We start from the raw sequence: 17,530 nt of genomic DNA, 5'->3' as shown, positions 1-17,530 counted from the left end.
TTAAAATCTAACTAGCACCAAGACCAATAAAACCCTGTTCTAACCAATAAAAATAACCAACAAAATATATTTTTAAAAAGAAATGCCAAAAAACTTACATAAAATCAAATTCGTCGACTTTTTGCAGTGCTTGTCTCAAAACTCAGTTTATTGACGCTATCTAACAAATAACTGGATAAGGAGTTCAACTTTGGTTCAGCTAGCAAACGCTAATATTGCATGCGTATTAAGCCTTAACCGATCAAACATTGATTAAGAGAGTTGAATGAAAATCCACAATACAGACCTAGTTTATGAACACTTACCTAGTGTGATGGTACTGCTCGATTCCGTGGCCTTTATGTGGGTCGTCACCTTAATCACTATCGGCATCTTCAGTTGGGTCGCTCTAAAACTTTGGCACCTGCACTCTTTGCCTAAGTACCTCGCTAAAGAACAAGGCATGCAGCAAGCAAAACTGGTGTTTTGGCTATGTATGCTAGGCCTATTATGGAAACCTTTATGGGTGCTGGCCGTTATCGCCATCGTCACCGACTGGGACAGAGCACAAGAATGGATTAGGGGGACACGCTAATGAAAGAGATCATGCTGCCGTACATTTTTATCGTTTGGTTACTGTTTAAATTCAAAGTGATAAAAACCAGACCGCGCAATTATTTTATTAGCGTATTTGTCGGTTGTTTAATTGCTAGTGCGCTATTTTTGGCTCACCGCTTTTATTCACCAGCCGATTTAACCAACTCAACGACAGTTAGAGCTCCCCATGCGATTTTGTCCCCTGCCATTGGTCAGCAGATAGAATCGATCGAAGTCGATCACAATCAACGAGTCAAAAAAGGGGAATTGATCTACACCTTAGTAGATGACAAGGTCAGTAGTGCCATTGATGAAATCAACGCGCGGATCAACGAGGTTGAGCGCAGCATCGAGGCAACTGAAGTTAAGCTCGCCCAAGCTAAGCGCACCCATAAACGTAAAGCCGAGCTTGGCCAACACGTCAGTGAACGTGACTTAGAAAATGCCGAGGACAATGTTGAGATAATCAAAGCCGAACTCAAGGTGCAACATGCACAACTTGAGGTGCAATATGCCCAACTACGTAAGCAACAATTTGAACTCAAGCGCCTTGAAGTGCGTGCCCCGTTTGACGGCATGGTAACCCATGTTTATATCGCCGATGGCTCACGTGTCGGTGCCATGCACCTATGGGATATCAAGCGCAAATTTGTCGAGATGCGTATTCCTGATCAGTCATTTGCCTATATTCAACCGGGTCAATTTGCCGAGTTTTATATTGATGCTTACCCCGGGCAGATTTTTAGAGCCAGAGTGCACAGTAAAGTCGAAGCTACAGGTGAAGCTCAGGGCGATATCTTACCCCGCGAGCAAATGGTGTCGCGTCATATCAACTTAGGTTCTATGCCTGTTGGGCGCACTGTCGTGTTAGAGATTGATGAGGCCACTATGGCTATGTTACCTATTGGTGCAACAGGTTCTGCTTGGATAAGTGCCGATAAACCACTGTCGATATTAGGCTTTCTCGACATTATTGGCGGCGCAACAGTACGATTGACCGCAGTGAAAGCCTACCTTAATCCGCTATAACTTTTTAGGGGTAGCGTTTTAGTTAACAGCTAAATGCTAATAACTGAGTCCTAATAACTAAGTGCGAATACTTAAACGAAAGAAACACAGCCTAGGCTGTGTTTCTTTGTACAACTTATTTAGCGTATAGATTAAGGTCGCAACGAGGAAATCAGATGCAAAATACGCATAAATAAATTAATAATGTGCACATACAGCATGCCACCAAAATCTATCGCTTCATCTAAGGTTTCACCACACTCGCAAGCTACAGCCCAAGTGTAGCCAATGTAACCACACATGCTCAGTGCAGCGATCAAATGGATCATATCGTGACTGTGACCAAAGAAAAGCAACCAAGTCAGCTCGACTGACACTATCCAACCACCTACCACGCACAATACTTTACCAAAACTAACAAAGAGCTTAGGTGCAATCGTTGCGGTAATGATCATTAGCAAGGTAATACCTGCAGTATACTCGACAGCTAACGCGACCTCTGCAGCAGTAAATCCTTGTAAAAATAGGCTCAAGGTAATACTGATACTCAAAGTCATCAGGTTGTAGCCTAAAAAACTAACCAAGGGCACCGGATACTTGAGCATAATCAAGCAGCCTGCCATTAATGAAACAAACACAACTACCAGTAACACCCAAGGATTTATCCATTGCAGTATTTCAACCGGAAAATACGCAACAGCAAGATAGTTAATGCTAAAACCCCAAATTAGCACTAAGCCAATCACTAAGTTAAATACTCGCTTGCTGACAGGCCTATCTTCTAAAAAAACGCCTGATAAATACCGATTCATATTGACTTCTGACCTTTGCATGCCGACTACCTTTTAACTAACACCAAGAGAACCTTATAAATTTGGCGTAGCTTAACCAAGGCGGCAGCATAGCTATATAGCGGCGAGTAACTTTTGCAGAATATATCAACAAACAAAACCTTAACTGTATAAGACATATACAAAAATCATCATTCTTCACCTCGAATCCTCCTAGGCTAATCTCTAAAGCCTGTTATTATTCATATACGGCCTTTTATCGAGCTCGCTATGATCACTTGGAAACATCAAATTGACTCACTAAAGCACCTAATTGATTGGGTGTGGTACCTCGATGTTTCTGCAGACGACAACATCGATGCCATGCCGCAGTTGGTGCCTAATGTAAATGCCCACTATATAATCTCCCCTAGCCAACAGCCCTATCAATACACCAGTGCTAAAGCTCAGTTTTCAGGCCATGGCAGTTACTTACTCACCGCCAATACTCAGACTTTGATCCTTGATGATAAACCGCCACTGACCCGTTTAGGTTTTCGCTTTACCCCAACGGCGCTGTATCAACTCAAACAGCAGCAAGCTGGAGTTATTGATCAATGCATTAAAATTGATTGGTTAGATGACTTATTGCAGCCTGAGCGTTATCAATCCTTAATAGTGCAAGCTGATAGGGCGAGTCTGCTTGAGCAAGTCGAGCATGATCTTACGCCGCTTCTAACACTGGTTAAGCCAGATCTAACAGTGGCCTTGGTTGAAAAATCCTTACTGCTTATCGAGCAAAGCAATGGCATGCTCAGCAGCGAGCATTTAGCCAAGCAGTGTTTTTGTACCAAACGCACCTTAGAGCGTGCCTTTAGCAAAGTGGTTGGCTTGAGCATTAAGCAATATCAAACCATAGTGAAGTTTGAGGCATTGTTTACCCATCTATACCAGCATCCGTTAAATCCTGACTGGGCTGCTCTAGCCGATCAGTATGGCTTTAGCGATCAGCCACATTTGATCCGCCAGATGAAAAAGATCTTAGGCGTAACCCCAGCCGGATACATCAGCGCACGGGATCTCGTTATCGATATTTATGGCGACTTTGAATAATAAGGCTGTTCCGCTAAAGCTGTTTGCAGCAATTGGTTTGAGCAAACGTTAGCTGAAACTTGTCGCAAATGTTCAATCGCTAGCTTATTGGCCACGCTATGATGGGCGCATATTCATTATTTAGGTAAGCAACATTGTCGATTACACAGTTTAAATTAGGCCAAGCAATCCCATTAACAGACTCACTAACGATTGAGTTAATTAAGGCGAGAGATCTGAGTGAGATCATCACCATGCTGGACGATCCTGAGGTCGCAGAGTATTTGTTTTTCGCGCCATCGCCAGTTGAGGTTTACCAGGGCTTCTTTAACCCGATTATTGCAAACACCGCCGAAGCGATTAGCAAAGGCCAATGGCCAGAAAACATCACTGTCGTTATTCGCGATCTTAATGGTCAATATATGGGAATGGCTGGCTTGCCTGCGGTGATGTTTATGCTGGGTAACTTTGAAGTTGGCTACCAGCTGCCAGTGCACGCTTGGGGTCAAGGTATTGCCACTGCGGCGTGTCAGTTTTTAACTCATCTTGCCTTTAGTGAGCTCGATGCCCATAAAGTGACTGCCGATTGCCACATTAGTAACACCGGCTCATATAAAACCATGCAAAAGTGCGGCTTTGTCCATGAAGGCCGCCAAAAAGATTACTACAAGCTAGCGAATGGCTTTGACGATCGCGTGCATTACGGCATCACCAAGGCGCAATTTCAGGCTTTATAAGCATGATTATCACCAGCGCTGTTAATGCTTCAGCGCTGCTACAGGGCGCTTTACCAAAATCGAAATAGGTAAAACTTGGCATACTGTCGATTTAGCTTGGTATAAAAACCCCGATGAGTGTTAAAATCTAGGCCTATTGATTTTAGCCAACATAAAGGTAAGGCAATGAACCCGATTCTTGCGATCTTAAAAGAACATAACGTCAGTGATGAGCAAGCTAAAGAGCTGTTCCAAACACTAACTGAAAACCCAATGATGGCCATGGCAGTGATTGGTCAGCTAGGTATTCCACCAGAAAAGCTACAGCAACTTATGGGTCTTGTTATGCAAAACCCGGCTTTGATTAAAGAAGCGGTTGAAGAGCTAGGTTTAGACTTTGCAAAAGTTGAAGCGGCAAAAGCCCAGCTGCAAAAGTAATCGCTCTGGTTGTAAATAGCCTTCTAGCTCATAGCTAAACAGCGGCAACCAAAATCACTCTAAACGCCTTGTGCTGTCTTGCTACAAGGCGTTTTTTGTTGCTAACACTCAACCCTACGCTACAACTCGCCCCTTGTTCACAAAGCCAACCGAAATGACTCATAGATCACGATTCTGAACAGCATTTGAGCAAATTTCTTGTTCCACAAAAAACATTTGGTTACTTTGCCAAATATACAAATATGATATTTCATATATACGCACGGAAAACGACACTGCCATGACTGAACAAGAACAACAAAAATTCAATGCTCGCGCCGCCATACTCAAAGCACTAGCCCACCCAACTCGTTTGTGGCTAGTTGAGCAATTACAGCAACAAGAACGTTGTGTTTGCGAACTCACCGATGGCGTCAATGCCGACATTTCCACTGTTTCTAAGCACTTATCACTGCTACGCCAAGCTGGCATCGTGAGCAGCCGCCGTGACGGAAAACAGATCTTCTATCGCTTAGAAACCCCTTGTTTATTAAAAACATTAAGCTGCCTTGAAAGCGTCATTGAAAAAAACGCCGCCAAACATGCAGCGCTAGTATGATCCACAAAACGTGTTAAACAATAGAGCAATTAATGAGGTAACAAGATGAAAATTGAAATTCTAGGTAGCGGCTGTAAAAAATGCACCAATCTAGCCGCAGAGGTAGAACAAGTGGCAACTGAAATGGCACTTGAATTTAGCGTTGAGAAAGTCACCGATATGGCGGCAATCTTAGACTATGGCGTGATGTCGACTCCTGCGATCGTAATTAATGGCGCTGTGATCACAGCAGGTAACGTGCCTTCTAAAACCGAGATCCAACAGCTACTAAGCGACAAGTAATCATGACCTAAAAGTCCAAACTTAATTAAGCGTACTCAAGAGAAGGAATTTCCAGTGAATATCGTTAATAGTGTTTCTAAGTGGTTGATGCCACTTGCCATATTACTCTGTTTAGCGTCAGCTCCATCACAGGCCAAAAGCGAACTTGCTGTGCCGCCACCAGCGGTAAAGCTCAGCGATAACCAAGTGCTAAAAGTGTACTACTTCCATGGTAATGCTCGCTGCACTTCTTGCAAGCTGATAGAAAAGTACACTAAGGCCGCCATTGAGCAAGGTTACCAGCAACCACTGCAACAAGGCTTAGTCGACCTACAAATGGTCAACTTAGAGTCTAAAGGTAACGATCACTATATTGATGATTTTCAACTAATTACACGCTCAGTAGTATTGGCGGTAGAGCAAAATGGCAAAGTCATTGAGTACCGCCGCTTAGACGGTGTTTGGCAACTGTTTACTGACGAGCAAAAATTCACTAATTACATCTATCGTGAAATTGGCTTAATCACTAACAACAAAGTCGCAATGCAAGCAGCGCGCGAGCCTGTTTACCATGGTTGAATGGCTGCTTATTCTCTCTAGCGCGTTATGGTTTGGGGTACTCACCTCCATTTCACCCTGCCCCTTGGCAACCAATGTGGCGGCAGTATCTTTTCTTAGTAAACAAGTCGATAGGCCATCGAAGTCGATGATGATGGGCGCTGCATACAGCGTTGGTCGTATGCTGAGTTACATTTTACTGGCGGCAATTTTACTACATAGCGCCATGTCTGCACCTAAGTTATCAAACTTTTTGCAGACCCAAATGAATATGTTTCTTGGGCCTGTTTTATTGTTCGTTGGTGCTTGTTTGCTGGGCTGGATCCGCTTGCCTAGCAGCAAATGGTCTATCTCAAACCAGCTGCAACAAAAGTTAGCTAAAAAAGGCCAGCTAGGTGCATTTTCGTTAGGTGCTTTGTTTGCCCTGTCGTTTTGCCCAACCTCCGCGGCGCTGTTTTTCGCTTCATTGCTGCCACTGGCGGTCGCGCAGCAATCTAGCTTTTGGATCCCAGCGGCTTATGGGATCGGCACCGCAATGCCAGTATTGATCTTAAGTCTGCTATTAGCTGTCGGCACTGTGCAAATCGGCAATGTGTTCAACAAGATCACAGCGATCGAACGATTTGCACGAATACTCTCTGGCGTGATCTTTATTGCCGCAGGTATTTATTATTGCTGGTTTTATTTAATTCCACTTCTGGAGTAGGTCAATGTTTGCATGGTTTACGCAATTGGCTGATTGGCTAGTTTACGATTGCTTCGGCTTGTCTAGTCAAACCCAAGTTGGACAAGCAATTCACTTTTTTGTTGAAGACGTCAGTAAGATCTTTGCACTACTGATCGTGATGATCTACAGCATTGCCTGGCTTAGAGCGTCACTTAATATTGAGCGAGTTCGCGGCTATTTGGCCGGCAAACCAAAACTGGTTGGCTACGGCCTAGGATCGGGCTTTGGTGCGATCACACCGTTTTGCTCATGCTCGAGTATTCCGGTGTTTTTGGGCTTTACTTCAGCTGGGATCCCGATCGGCATCACAATGGCATTTTTACTCACTTCGCCGCTTATCAATGAAGTAGCCATCTTGCTGCTGTTTAGCTTATTGGGCTTTGAGATCACCTTGCTTTATGTCGTTACCGGTATTGGTATTGGCATCATTGGCGGCGCTTTACTGGATCTTCTAAAAGCCGAACGCTGGCTGCAACCGTTAGCAGCTAAAGCTTATGCGATGGGGCGTGAATCATCACAACAAGCCAACCAAGCAATGCCAGAAGCCACAGCGATTAGTTGGCTGCAACGCCACCAGTTTGCCAAATCTGAAACCACTGAGATTTTTGGCAGAGTGTGGAAGTGGGTCATTATTGGTGTGGGTTTAGGCGCCTCGTTACATGGCTTTGTGCCTGCTGGCTGGCTCGAAGCTAACCTAGGTGACGGTCAGTGGTGGTCTGTGCCGCTAGCCGTGTTAATGGGGATCCCTTTATATGCTAACGCAACAGGCGTGATCCCTGTAATGGAAAGCTTACTCTTGCAAGGTGTACCACTCGGCACCACGCTAGCATTTTGTATGAGTACAGTAGCCGCAAGCTTTCCTGAGTTTGTGATGCTAAAACAAGTGATGCAATGGCGCTTACTGGCGATTCTATTTAGCTTACTGCTGGTGTCATTCACCATTATGGGCTGGGTGCTAAACCTAGTATAAGTAACAAGGTCTTACAGATAACTATAAGGCCTCTTTATAGCAACGGTATATAGGCGTTTCTACAATCAGATACAGATGAAAATGCTTATATCAAACCAATTGTAATCCTCTGTTTTCCCAAAGCTTTTAACCCCCTAGCTTTAGTCACGCGCCATTATCTTAGGCTCTGCAAACTTAGGGATCTTCAGCTCATTAGGTAAACTCAGTAACACAGCATCAACCACATTGTATCCATCGCTAGCATCGACAAACTTCCATGTTTTACCAATATCGGTAGAGTAACCGACTAAGGCTGAATCTCGAGTCTGCATACCTTGTTTGCTTGGAGTGCTAATTGTCATTGGCAAGTAAGCATAAAACTCATCAGCATCAATAAACATTTGTGTGGCCTCGGTAAATGCCACCGAGTCTTGACTAAAAACGCCCGCTTTCATCTTTTCGGTGAACTGCCAAATGATGCGTTGATAACTAACTCTAGTGCCTTCAAACAGGATTTCTTCATCAACAATAAAGTGCATAAAGGTATCAATATCATTATCAGCAATACTTTGCTGAAACACCTTGGCGGCTGCAAGCGCCTTTTCAACGAGCCGCTGACCTTGCTGGTCGTAATATTCCTGCTGACCAGTTGGCTGGCCGCTAATAACTGCAGTGTCCCACTTCAATTGTCCGTTAGGCCAAAACTCTCGCAATGTGCCGTTACCTTCAGCATCGAAATTGGCCTGCTGCTCCAGCGTGCCATCTTCTGAATAGGATTCAGCGAAACCAACTATCTGGCCATCTTGAAAGTGACGCTTTGCTCTTAGACTGCCGTTGTCGTGATAATCTGTAAACTCGCCCTGCTCTATACCTTCGTCAAAATAGCCCTCTTGTGCGAGTTGACCATTTTCATAGAAACGCTTTCTTATTCCTGCAGGATAGTGCTCGTCATAACGCAGCGTGCCGTCCGCATAAAAGGTCTGCCAATGACCTACTCTATCAAATCCTAGCTCGTAGCCGCGAACTTTCAATTGACCATTATCATGAAATTGTTCAACTAACTCAGGCTCTCGTTCGACTTTTGGCTCAATGGGGAAATCAGCCGTTTTCATAATCAAGTCTGTACTGAATGACTCGCCTTTGTCTTGCTCCTCTTCTGACAATGTCGCCAAAACAGGTAGTAATGCTTCCATTGAATCTTGTAATGCCTGCTTAGCAAGTACATCAAACTCTGCAGAGCCGCTCGACTCTTTAACCTTAGTTTGCACTTCAGTACTTTTTTTAGCGTCATAGTCTATGCCAATAACGACTTTTAATTGGCTAAATTCAGTATGGCTTTGCAGCGCTTTTTGCCCTGCTATCAAACTCAATACATAGCAACGCTCGAACGTCTCACATTCAATCTGAGCCGTTTTTTTGCTGCAAGCAGATAGAGTGAAAGCAGCTATTACACTGGCGGCAATTAGTATTTTTTTCATTAGATTAAGCAAGATGGCTGGCTAAGTGTTAGGCATGCTAAAGCAAATGACCTCGATTATAAAGCAGATTAGTCGAGGTCCGTTATTCACCTATTATTCGATGGTAAACTTGTCCACTACTGCAATTAGCTTGTCATTAGCTGCAGTAAGCTTGTTGGTTTCAAGATCTGTAGACTGACCATTATCATCAAGTACTACCACCATATCGCGGATCGCATTCATGTTGCGGCTTATCTCATCAGACACAGCACTTTGCTCTTCAGCTGCTGTGGCAATTTGGGTGTTTAAGTCATTTACATCGGCAATTGAACGCACCACTTTCTCAAGATTGTCGCTGACATCTAAGGTTGCTTCACTAGCCTGCTCGCAAGTTAGCTTTGTCTGCTTCATTGCACCAACGGCATTATTAATCCCTTGTTGTAGCTTATCTAAAGTTTGCTCAATCTCAGTGGTACTTACTTGGGTTCTCGCTGCGAGCGCCCTAACCTCATCGGCAACCACGGCAAAACCTCGGCCTTGCTCGCCGGCTCTTGCGGCTTCAATAGCAGCATTTAACGCCAACAAATTTGTCTGCTCTGCGATATCACCTATCACTTGCAACACCTTTGTAATGCTGACGGCATCTTGTGCCACATGAGCAATATTCGTTTCACTATCTTCGACATCTTGAATTAGGCGATCGACAGTTTGCTTTGTATTTGCCACGATACGATTGGTATTACTAACTTGATCGCTAGTGACTACTGCAGCATTAGACGCCTGAGAAGTATTGTTAGCCACATCCATAGCAGTCGCGCTCATTTCTTCTACTGCGGTAACCACTTGCTCAGTTTCCAATACATGCTTTTGTAGCACCTGAGTATTTTCATTTGTTTGCTGATTGAGCTTACTAATACTAGAACCTATCTCTTTTGAGCCTGACGCCACCTCTTTAAGCAAACTTTGTAGGTTAGCAACGAAACGATTAATTCCCGAAGCGATCTCTCCTAGATCATCTTCACGTGTCACAGGTAAACGGCGAGTCAAATCAGCATGACCATGAGACAGGGCAATCACCATCTCTTTCAAATTTAAAATTGGCCGATACAACCAGTTTAAAATAGCCAGCACTAAGCCAATACTGATCAGCAACATAATCGCGGACATAAACATAGAGTTGCGTAAGCTTTGGTTTAAGCCCACATAGGCAACTGATTCATCAACGCTAATGAATAGATACCAATTTTGATCTGCTAGTAGACTGATTGACTCACTAAAAACTAATTTCAGATCCTTATTCTGAATGTAATCGCCGCTATAAGAGTCTTGAGATGTAATCGCACGGCTTAACAGACCAAGCCCTGCATCAGCCAAAGATTGACCTACCTTCAGATCGTCCGATGACGTAGCTAATACCTTACCATTACTATCAATAATCGTGGTTTGCGCACCAGGAAAATCAATATCTTTTACGGTGTTAGCTAAAATTTCTAAACCAATATCCCCAGAAAGCACACCATCGCCTAGATTCGTGACAATAGAGATAACAGGTTGTTTAGTTACCATATCGGTATAGATATCGGTCAACACAGGTGCCTGATTAGCTTTTGCTAGCTGATACCAACCACGAGGGCGCGGATCATATTGACTGGGATCGGCAACGCCATCACGCCAAATAGCATTATCCGCAACACTGGCGTAAGAGCTACCATCATCAAAACCCCAAAAAACCGAATATAGGCTATTTGACGTTTTACCAAGACGGGCAAAGTCGACATATTGCTGTATATCTCCCCGTTTATATTGATCTGCCATGGCTATAATGGCGGTAGCTTTACGCTTAAACCATTGAGAGATCGCATCAGCTTCATAATGGGTCATCGCTTGCGAACTATTTTCTACATATTGGATAGTGTCTTGTTTTAAGGCTTGGTATGAAATCCAATTAGCCACTAATAAACAGCAAGAAACCAGTAACATAATGGCAAATGTCATGGTTTGTTTAAATCCAATAGCTTTCATGGCTTGGGAATATCCTTATTTTAATGGTGCAGCGATCCTCTGCGAACATTCTGTATCAATTCAATGAGGATGAGTTTATGGCGACGGTTATACACCTGGAATACATTCCAAACCGTGATTGACTTAGCACAGAAACAGCTGAAGGCAGGAGAAAGAACCACTAAGACGCTAAAAATGTGACACATTTAAGATTACTGAACTAGCTTATCGCAAAATCAGTAGTGATATTGACTGCAACAGTTAATTAGCTCGCGTTAGGCCCAATCCGCTAATTAGAACCACTTAGTTAAACCAATAAAAAAGCCAGCAGTTATGCTGGCTTTGGTTCAATTCACTTTATACGGTTAGACGTTACTATCGTTAGTGCCTTCAAAACCCGTTAACCAAGTCTTGAGTAACTGGTTGAGCTCAGGCTTTTGTGCATCAGATAACCGCTCGACTAACTGATGCTGAACAGCAACATGATCTTCAATCGCCTTGTCTATGGTGTCGAAACCTTTTGCAGTTAGACCTACCGATACACTACGGCGGTCTTCTTTACTGTGCACGCGCTCAATCAAACCTTTAGATTCAAGTTTGTCTAAGCGATTAGTCATGGCACCAGAAGTTAGCATCATAGATGACAACAAAGCAGATGGTGTCAGGTTAAATGGCTCACCTGACCGCCTAAGCGTAGCGAGAACATCAAACTCACCCATCGTCAGCCCATATTGCTTATGACAAGCGGCAACTTCAGCCTCGATATGTTTCTGCAAACGCATAATGCGTCCAAAAATAGCCATTGGCAGCGTATCTAAATGAGGCTTTTCTTGCTCCCACTGCGCGCGGACCTTATCGATATCTTCCATTTATCACCTTTAACTCAGCACTTCATACGGCACATTTAAATCTTCACGCAAAGATACTTTATAAAAAGATACTTTACAAAACTAAGTTATCGGCACACAATAAATAATATCTTCACGTAAAGATACTTAACACAAAGGTAGTTGATGAATATTTTCCTTGCTATGATCCCAGCCTTTTTTTGGGGCACCACCTATGCCATGACTCAGTTCAGTTTACCTGACTGGCCACCGTTATTATTGGGTGCGATTAGGGCTTTACCTGCAGGGTTAATCTTACTGGCGATCAAGCCTAGCTTACCGAATAAAGCCGACTGGCCAATTTTAATTAAACTCGGTGCAATCAACATCGCGATCTTCTTCAGTCTTATCTTTGTCATGGCGCTGACGTTACCCTCTGCCATATCGGGTGTGGGGATGGTATCGGTTCCAGTCTTTGCCATGCTTTTCCATTGGCTAATGAACCGCAAATTACCTAATCCAATCCAAGCGATATCCGGCGCAATCATAGTCATACTCGCTTGGCAGTTATTTGATCCCAGCTCTATCAGTTTAAATCCTGTGGGTTTGATCGCTATGCTGGCTGCCATTAGCTGTATTATTGTCGGTAGCACAATAACTAAAGAGCTAGGTTCGCGTATACATTGGTGGACGGTGCTCACTTGGCAATTAATTATTGGCGGCAGTATTTTGCTGTTTATTGCGCTAGGGCAAGCCTTATATGCGCCAGAAAAGTATATCCATCTTGCGACAGAACTTAGCCTAATGAACACATTCGGCATAGGCTGGATAGTGATCCTCAATACAGTGCTAGGCTATGGTTTGTATGTATGGCTGCTGCAAAGAATGAGCGTAGTTGATTTTACTTTCGGAAGTATTGCTAACCCTATAGCGGGGATCCTTAGCGGTATGTTACTGGTGGGAGAATCTTATACTCCAGCGCAATACATCTTAATGGTCAGTATGATCCTAGCCTCAGTGTCACCTGCGTTAATTCAAATGCTAAGGCAAAAGCTGGCAAAACCAGTGAGTACTAAAACCTAATACTGAGCTAATTTTTAGCGACTTTCTATATGCTGAAAAAATTGATCAATCGCACACTTTGCTTGTAATTGTTTGCGCAACGTCTCTGCTTGCGTACAATCCGCGCCAACAATTTATTGTGCTGTATATCGCTGGAAATTTGGTCCAGAAGTCTCTACCACAAGACCTAATCTTGTGACTACAGCCCAATCACCGTCCGTCGCCAAACGTCTACAGCACTTGGCCTCCCAGTGGTATCTGCCAATAAATTTATTGAATTCTCTGCGCTTAAAATAAGCGCATCAATAAACATTAATAAGGCATCACTGTGGCAATCTCTAGCTTACTTCGACGTGCGGGACAGTCCCGCTTTATGGAAAACACTTTCCAACTTTCTAAGCGCAATGCCAATGTTGGCACCGAGCTTTACGCAGGCTTTATTACTTTTTTAGCCATGAGTTATATTTTGGCCGTGAACCCGGCGATTTTAGGTAGCATTGATGGCATGGATAAAGGCGCTATCTTTACCGCCACAGCATTAGCCGCCGCACTCGCCACCTTGATTATGGGCTTTTTTGGCAACTACCCAGTGATGTTAGCCCCAGGCATGAGCATGAATGGCTTTTTTAAAGGCATGCTAGCATCAAGCTCTGTGGCGCTGATTTGGCACGAGGCACTATTCGGCATCTTCTTGTCGGGTATCGTGTATTTAATTTTTTCAATGACCAAAATTCGCAAGCAGATGATTGAGTCGATCCCAGAAGATCTTAAACTCGCTATCACAGTGTCTTTAGGCTTGTTTATCGCCTTTCTAGGTTTAAAAAATGCAGGGATTATTGTGGCTAACCCAGTGGTGCTGGTTAGCATGGGCGATATTAGCCAACCGCAAGTTGCCATTGCCTTTATCAGTCTATTTGTCGCGGTAGGTTGCATGGTGCGTAATATTAAGCTGGCCACTTTTATCGCCTTTATGACTTCGATTACCTTAACGTTAATAAGCGATGCAGTACTGGGAACTCAATACGCACCTATCCCTGAAAATTGGTTTAGTGTGCCACCAAGTATTGAGCCAAGTTTTGGTAAGGTATTTAACTTTGAGTTTCTCACCGTCGATAAGCTATTTGACCTGCTGTTTATCGTGATCATTTTCTTTATCGTCGACTTCTTCGACGGCTTATCAACTATTGTTGGTGTAGGTAAAGATGCTGGGATCATCGATAAAGATGGCAAGGTACCAAACGCACGCTCAGCGTTAGTCGCTGATGCAGGCGGTACGGTTATTGGTAGCGTATTGGGCACCACCTCGATTACCGCTTTTTCTGAATCAGGTATTGCGTCAGCCCAAGGCGCTAAAACTGGTCTTGCAGCAGTAGCAACAGCGTGTTTATTCCTGCTGGCACTGTTTTGCTATCCCGTATTTTCGATGTTCTCTACCGCCATCGTTGCACCTGCAATGATAGTTGTCGGCATTTATATGGTTGGCCGCTTAGGTCATATCAACTGGGATCATAAGCCTTCATGTATTGCCGCCTTCTTTACCGTGATGTTCACCATTTTAAGCTTCTCACCTGCTAACGGTATGGCAATGGGCTTTATTAGCTACGCGTTTGCTATGGTTGTTGCCGGTAAAGGGCGTGAAGTGCACCCGATTATCTACGCGTTATCACTGATTTTTATCGCTTACTTACTGATGCTGTAATTACGACTTAAAGTATTAATAAAAAGGGTCTGCAATGCAGACCCTTTCTGTCGATAAAACCACTTAGCTTGCTATGTGGCTTACCTTAACTAGCGACACTTTAAAATCATCTGCTTCGACAATTTCAAATTTAAGCTTGGCAAATTCAACCACATCACTCACCTTAGGAATGGTAGAGTTCACCGCTAACAATAGACCCGCTACGGTAATGTATTCTTGTTGCTTATCAATCAAACCTATCGTTTCTAAACGCGATTCCAGATCATGCAGTGAAGTGGAACCTTTTACTAACCAGCCGTCGTTACATATGCTGATCTCAGGTACTTCACCAATATCAGGGAACTCACCGACAATAGACTCAAGCAAGTCGTGTAAGGTCACGATACCTTGAATGCTACCAAACTCATCGGCAAGTACTGCCATGCCGGCTCTCGACTCTCTAAAACCATCAAGCAAACGAATCACATTAATGCTATCTGGTACTATGTAGGCAGGGAAAGCCGCAGCGATATCCGCTAACTTTTCGCCCATTTCGATACCTAACAACAAATCTTTACTGCGAACAATGCCGACTAAATTATCAAGTGAGCCACTACACACAGGGAACAGCTGGTGACAGCTATTTTTAATTGTCTGCTTAACCTTGTCGTTACTGTCTTCAGTATTAAGCCAAACGGTTTCACTTCTTTGGGTCATTACTGTGCGCACATTACGTTCTGACAATGATAGAACACCAGTGACCATCTCACGCTCAACATCACCAAAACTGACTGGCGCTGGCTCAGTGTCTTCGTCATCATGGACGTTGTAATGTTTATTGCCCATCAAGCGGAAGATGGCTTCTGTCGTGCGCTGACGCAGTGGCACTCGCTCTGCATGCTTAGCATGGCTTGAGCTAATCATTTGGTTAAACATTTCAATCAAAATAGAGAAACCAATAGCAGCGTACAAGTAGCCTTTAGGGATATGTACACCAAAGCCTTCTGCCACCAAAATAAAGCCGATCATCAACAAGAAGCTTAAGCACAATACGATAACCGTTGGGTGCGCGTTAACGAAGTTAGTGATCGCCTTCGACGCTAATAGCATCACAATCATAGACACGATAACCGCAATCATCATCACAGTTAAACTATCGACCATACCCACAGCGGTAATAATTGAATCGAGTGAGAATACTGCATCAAGCGCTAAGATCTGCGCGATGATCACGCCAAAACTGGCATAAACGTTAGTGCCTTGCTGTTGATTCAGATCGCCTTCAAATCGCTCATGCAATTCATGAGTCGCTTTAAATAGTAAGAATAAACCGCCAGTAATTAGAATCAGGTCGCGAGTAGAGAAACTAAGGTCATAAATACTGAATAAAGGCTGAGTCAAGGTGACTAACCAAGACACAATACTCAGCAAGCCTAATCGCATAATAAGTGCGAGCGACAATCCGATGGTTCTAGCTTTGTCTCGCTGCTCTGGTGGGAGTTTTTTAACTAAAATTGCAATAAAGACTAAATTATCGATACCCAGTACGATCTCAATAATAATTAAGGTAATTAAACCAATCCATATTTGGGGTTCAAGCAGAAATTCCATCGTATTTTTTCATTTTCCAAATACCGATATTGTTAATATCAGCTTGGTCAATAGCTCCAAAATATAACGCATTAATAAAAGTTAAACGCATTTATATTGGAGAATTCATAAAAGCCATAATTAATTAAATTTTAACTTTGAAAAAATTACGCCAAAGCGATGAATTTACCGCTATTTTAATCCATCGTTTAATAGAGAAAGAGAGCAATAACGGTTGAGTGGTATAAGTGAAGGTAATCTAGAATTTAACAGGAATAATCAAATAAACAATGACACACAGAGTAAGTGATCACTAACAAAATATTAGATAAGCACTAACTCTACGAAGTTGCGACTTACTGCTATGGATTAAGCAGCATTATTTTTTACAGAAATAACTCAGCTTTTAACCACAAGATGAACTGTAGTCATTTAACTCTATGAGTCCGCGTATAATAATGCCGTGATAACGTGCTTGGATCAGCTGGTAATCCATTTCAGCAGCAAAATAATAGGTCACCTCTTCAGCGCCGCTTTGCTCAACAGGAATAAGAGTTAACTCTCCCCAAGGGGCAATGTTCTTGCTAATCGGTTGTTTTACATAATACTGGTAAGGTTCAATAGCATCTGACGCTTGCCTAATTAAGCGAAATTGCTGCCGCCCTTGCATTAAAAACTCACGCATTTGAATCGCCAAGGTATCCACATCACGCAGCGGGATATCATCAGAGCGATAGTGCTCGAGATCACCATCAATCTCGACCTCAGACTCAAGGCCATTAGCACTAAAACTAGCATGCATATCGCGCGCTCGAAACCCAGTTACTTCTTGGTGAAAGTGGTTAGTTAGCCACTGATTGCTATCATCTGACCAAGCAAGCGTAGCTGTTTGATGATATTGAGTGCCAATCCCCAAAATGCTGGCTTCGCTCTTGGTGGTCACAACTGCAGATTGGCCTTGCCAGATCTCGGTGCGATCCATAGTGCCGGTATGGATCCCACTTAAATAAATATCGTATTTGCCATTACGACGACACTGATCGACGCTTGGCTTTGATGTTATATGCTTAGACGTTACAGATTTAGACGTTAAAGTTTTAGACGTTATAGATTTAGACACCACAGCCTGTGACATTACTGGATCCGTCGATGCCAAACTAGTAAAACTAAAGGCTAGCGCCAGCCCCATTAGGCTCACATTAACAACGTACATAGCAGTCAT

Annotated in this window: 18 protein-coding genes and 1 riboswitch; of the genes, 12 read left to right on the top strand and 6 right to left on the bottom strand. The window is 43.4% G+C overall.

The features are described from left to right. Nucleotides 1–265 precede the first annotated feature (265 nt). Nucleotides 266–574 carry an Mg2+ and Co2+ transporter gene (locus L2747_RS11190; RefSeq protein WP_248999113.1) on the top strand — a complete coding sequence of 103 codons (309 nt, stop codon included), beginning with the start codon at nucleotides 266–268 and terminating at the stop codon, nucleotides 572–574. Then, nucleotides 574–1,605, top strand: a complete 1,032-nt coding sequence (locus L2747_RS11185) for an HlyD family secretion protein (protein ID WP_248999112.1) — start codon at nucleotides 574–576, stop codon at nucleotides 1,603–1,605. Before L2747_RS11190 ends, L2747_RS11185 begins: the two co-directional genes overlap by 1 nt. 131 nt (nucleotides 1,606–1,736) lie before the next feature. Here L2747_RS11185 and L2747_RS11180 read toward each other — a convergent pair whose 3' ends face one another. After that, nucleotides 1,737–2,417, bottom strand: coding sequence for a Bax inhibitor-1 family protein (locus L2747_RS11180; RefSeq protein ID WP_248999111.1), 681 nt, complete (start codon nucleotides 2,415–2,417; stop codon nucleotides 1,737–1,739). Nucleotides 2,418–2,645: 228 nt separating this feature from the next. On the opposite strand from L2747_RS11180, the gene L2747_RS11175 reads away from it, so the two are divergent. The 8 genes from L2747_RS11175 (at nucleotide 2,646) to L2747_RS11140 (ending at nucleotide 7,714) form a co-directional block, all read left to right on the top strand. Then, a complete protein-coding gene (locus L2747_RS11175) occupies nucleotides 2,646–3,467 on the top strand; it encodes a helix-turn-helix domain-containing protein (RefSeq protein ID WP_248999110.1) in 822 nt (273 codons plus the stop codon). Between the two features lie 134 nt (nucleotides 3,468–3,601). Next, nucleotides 3,602–4,183: a GNAT family N-acetyltransferase gene (locus L2747_RS11170; protein WP_248999109.1), complete on the top strand. Its 582-nt coding sequence runs from the start codon at nucleotides 3,602–3,604 to the stop codon at nucleotides 4,181–4,183. Nucleotides 4,184–4,348: 165 nt separating this feature from the next. Beyond that, nucleotides 4,349–4,600 (top strand): DUF2999 family protein, encoded by a 252-nt coding sequence (locus L2747_RS11165; RefSeq protein WP_248471200.1) that lies wholly within the window; start codon nucleotides 4,349–4,351, stop codon nucleotides 4,598–4,600. Between the two features lie 280 nt (nucleotides 4,601–4,880). Further along, entirely contained in the window at nucleotides 4,881–5,198 is a 318-nt protein-coding gene (locus L2747_RS11160) for an ArsR/SmtB family transcription factor (RefSeq protein WP_248999108.1), read from the top strand. A 45-nt stretch (nucleotides 5,199–5,243) separates the two neighbouring features. Continuing rightward, complete coding sequence (locus tag L2747_RS11155) at nucleotides 5,244–5,480, top strand: thioredoxin family protein (protein ID WP_248999107.1); 237 nt, start codon at nucleotides 5,244–5,246, stop codon at nucleotides 5,478–5,480. 54 nt (nucleotides 5,481–5,534) lie between these two features. After that, nucleotides 5,535–6,038, top strand: a complete 504-nt coding sequence (locus tag L2747_RS11150) for a nitrophenyl compound nitroreductase subunit ArsF family protein (protein WP_248999106.1) — start codon at nucleotides 5,535–5,537, stop codon at nucleotides 6,036–6,038. Beyond that, the gene (locus L2747_RS11145; RefSeq protein ID WP_248999105.1) at nucleotides 6,031–6,723 is read left to right on the top strand and encodes an aromatic aminobenezylarsenical efflux permease ArsG family transporter; all 693 of its coding nucleotides are present in this window, start codon (nucleotides 6,031–6,033) and stop codon (nucleotides 6,721–6,723) included. The genes L2747_RS11150 and L2747_RS11145 overlap by 8 nt, the downstream gene beginning before the upstream one ends. Before the next feature lie 4 nt (nucleotides 6,724–6,727). Continuing rightward, nucleotides 6,728–7,714 (top strand): permease, encoded by a 987-nt coding sequence (locus tag L2747_RS11140; protein ID WP_248999104.1) that lies wholly within the window; start codon nucleotides 6,728–6,730, stop codon nucleotides 7,712–7,714. Between the two features lie 140 nt (nucleotides 7,715–7,854). Here L2747_RS11140 and L2747_RS11135 read toward each other — a convergent pair whose 3' ends face one another. The 3 genes from L2747_RS11135 to L2747_RS11125 form a co-directional block, all read right to left on the bottom strand. Continuing rightward, nucleotides 7,855–9,171 carry a toxin-antitoxin system YwqK family antitoxin gene (locus L2747_RS11135; protein WP_248999103.1) on the bottom strand — a complete coding sequence of 439 codons (1,317 nt, stop codon included), beginning with the start codon at nucleotides 9,169–9,171 and terminating at the stop codon, nucleotides 7,855–7,857. 93 nt (nucleotides 9,172–9,264) lie between these two features. Beyond that, nucleotides 9,265–11,172: a methyl-accepting chemotaxis protein gene (locus L2747_RS11130; RefSeq protein WP_248999102.1), complete on the bottom strand. Its 1,908-nt coding sequence runs from the start codon at nucleotides 11,170–11,172 to the stop codon at nucleotides 9,265–9,267. Nucleotides 11,173–11,516: 344 nt separating this feature from the next. Then, complete coding sequence (locus L2747_RS11125; protein WP_248999101.1) at nucleotides 11,517–12,020, bottom strand: MarR family winged helix-turn-helix transcriptional regulator; 504 nt, start codon at nucleotides 12,018–12,020, stop codon at nucleotides 11,517–11,519. A 144-nt stretch (nucleotides 12,021–12,164) separates the two neighbouring features. Between L2747_RS11125 and L2747_RS11120 the strand changes: the two genes are divergently transcribed. Together L2747_RS11120 and L2747_RS11115 are read left to right on the top strand one after the other, a co-directional pair. After that, complete coding sequence (locus tag L2747_RS11120; protein WP_248999100.1) at nucleotides 12,165–13,061, top strand: DMT family transporter; 897 nt, start codon at nucleotides 12,165–12,167, stop codon at nucleotides 13,059–13,061. A gap of 101 nt (nucleotides 13,062–13,162) precedes the next feature. Then, nucleotides 13,163–13,262, top strand: a riboswitch (purine riboswitch). A 151-nt stretch (nucleotides 13,263–13,413) separates the two neighbouring features. Next, nucleotides 13,414–14,739: an NCS2 family permease gene (locus tag L2747_RS11115; RefSeq protein ID WP_248999099.1), complete on the top strand. Its 1,326-nt coding sequence runs from the start codon at nucleotides 13,414–13,416 to the stop codon at nucleotides 14,737–14,739. Nucleotides 14,740–14,802: 63 nt separating this feature from the next. Here L2747_RS11115 and L2747_RS11110 read toward each other — a convergent pair whose 3' ends face one another. Continuing rightward, nucleotides 14,803–16,329, bottom strand: coding sequence for a TerC family protein (locus L2747_RS11110; protein WP_248999098.1), 1,527 nt, complete (start codon nucleotides 16,327–16,329; stop codon nucleotides 14,803–14,805). Nucleotides 16,330–16,714: 385 nt separating this feature from the next. Continuing rightward, the gene (locus L2747_RS11105; protein ID WP_428848519.1) at nucleotides 16,715–17,521 is read right to left on the bottom strand and encodes a hypothetical protein; all 807 of its coding nucleotides are present in this window, start codon (nucleotides 17,519–17,521) and stop codon (nucleotides 16,715–16,717) included. Nucleotides 17,522–17,530: the final 9 nt, after the last annotated feature.

Origin of the sequence: Shewanella marinintestina, from assembly GCF_023283845.1 — a bacterium.
Taxonomy (GTDB): domain Bacteria; phylum Pseudomonadota; class Gammaproteobacteria; order Enterobacterales; family Shewanellaceae; genus Shewanella; species Shewanella marinintestina.
Note: the sequence above shows the minus strand (reverse complement) of the source record. Positions and strands in the feature narration are given on the sequence as shown.